Here is a 664-nt window from a genome sequence, read left to right on the forward strand (position 1 = left end):
TAACAAACTCGGGCTGCCAGCGCCGGGCCTGCCGATCCTCGACGAAAGCCGGGATGCGATAATTCAGCATCAGCGCCGCCGTCAGAATAAACTCCGCGCCCTTCTCGCTATGCACACCTGAGGCATTGGTAAGTGTGATGTTCGTTGGCAATGTTGGCAAAAAGGCCTCCACTCCGGCAGAGACTGTCTGCACCCACTGCAGGCGTGGCAGGCGTTCAGCTGCATTGCCGATGTGGACCTTCGCCGAAGTGAAGATGACGCGCGTCTCGTCGTGGGCTGTCTCGATCGCGGCAGGAAGTACGCCGAATGTCGCCTCATATGCTGGCGCGCCGCCTCGCTCGAGGCCGGTGGCAAGTGTGTCTGGCCGAATGTACAGGTCGGGATGGCCGCCAGGGTCGTTGACGACATGGATTCTCAGGGGCTCGATTGTCACGGGCTCTCTACCTTTTTGGAGTAACGTGCCGGCGGATTAGCCGCTCGGCGGGTGGACGGCGCGCCAATGCTCGGCAATGTCGATACGGCGCGCTACCCATGCGTCCTTCGCGGCTACGACTTTATCGAGAAAGCGTTCAAGATCGGCGGCACGCCCAGGCTTGCCGACCAGACGTGTATGCAGCCCAATGCTCATCATGCGCGGCGTGCTGCCGGCCTCGCGACGCAGGAA

Annotated in this window: 1 pseudogene; it reads right to left on the bottom strand. The window is 61.7% G+C overall.

The window, feature by feature from the left end:
• A pseudogene (locus EN935_RS39060) lies at positions 1–433 on the bottom strand (hypothetical protein); the annotation flags it as partial.
• Between the last annotated feature and the right edge of the window lie 231 nt (positions 434–664).

This window comes from Mesorhizobium sp. M7D.F.Ca.US.004.03.1.1 (assembly GCF_003998635.1).
GTDB classification, from domain to species: domain Bacteria; phylum Pseudomonadota; class Alphaproteobacteria; order Rhizobiales; family Rhizobiaceae; genus Mesorhizobium; species Mesorhizobium loti.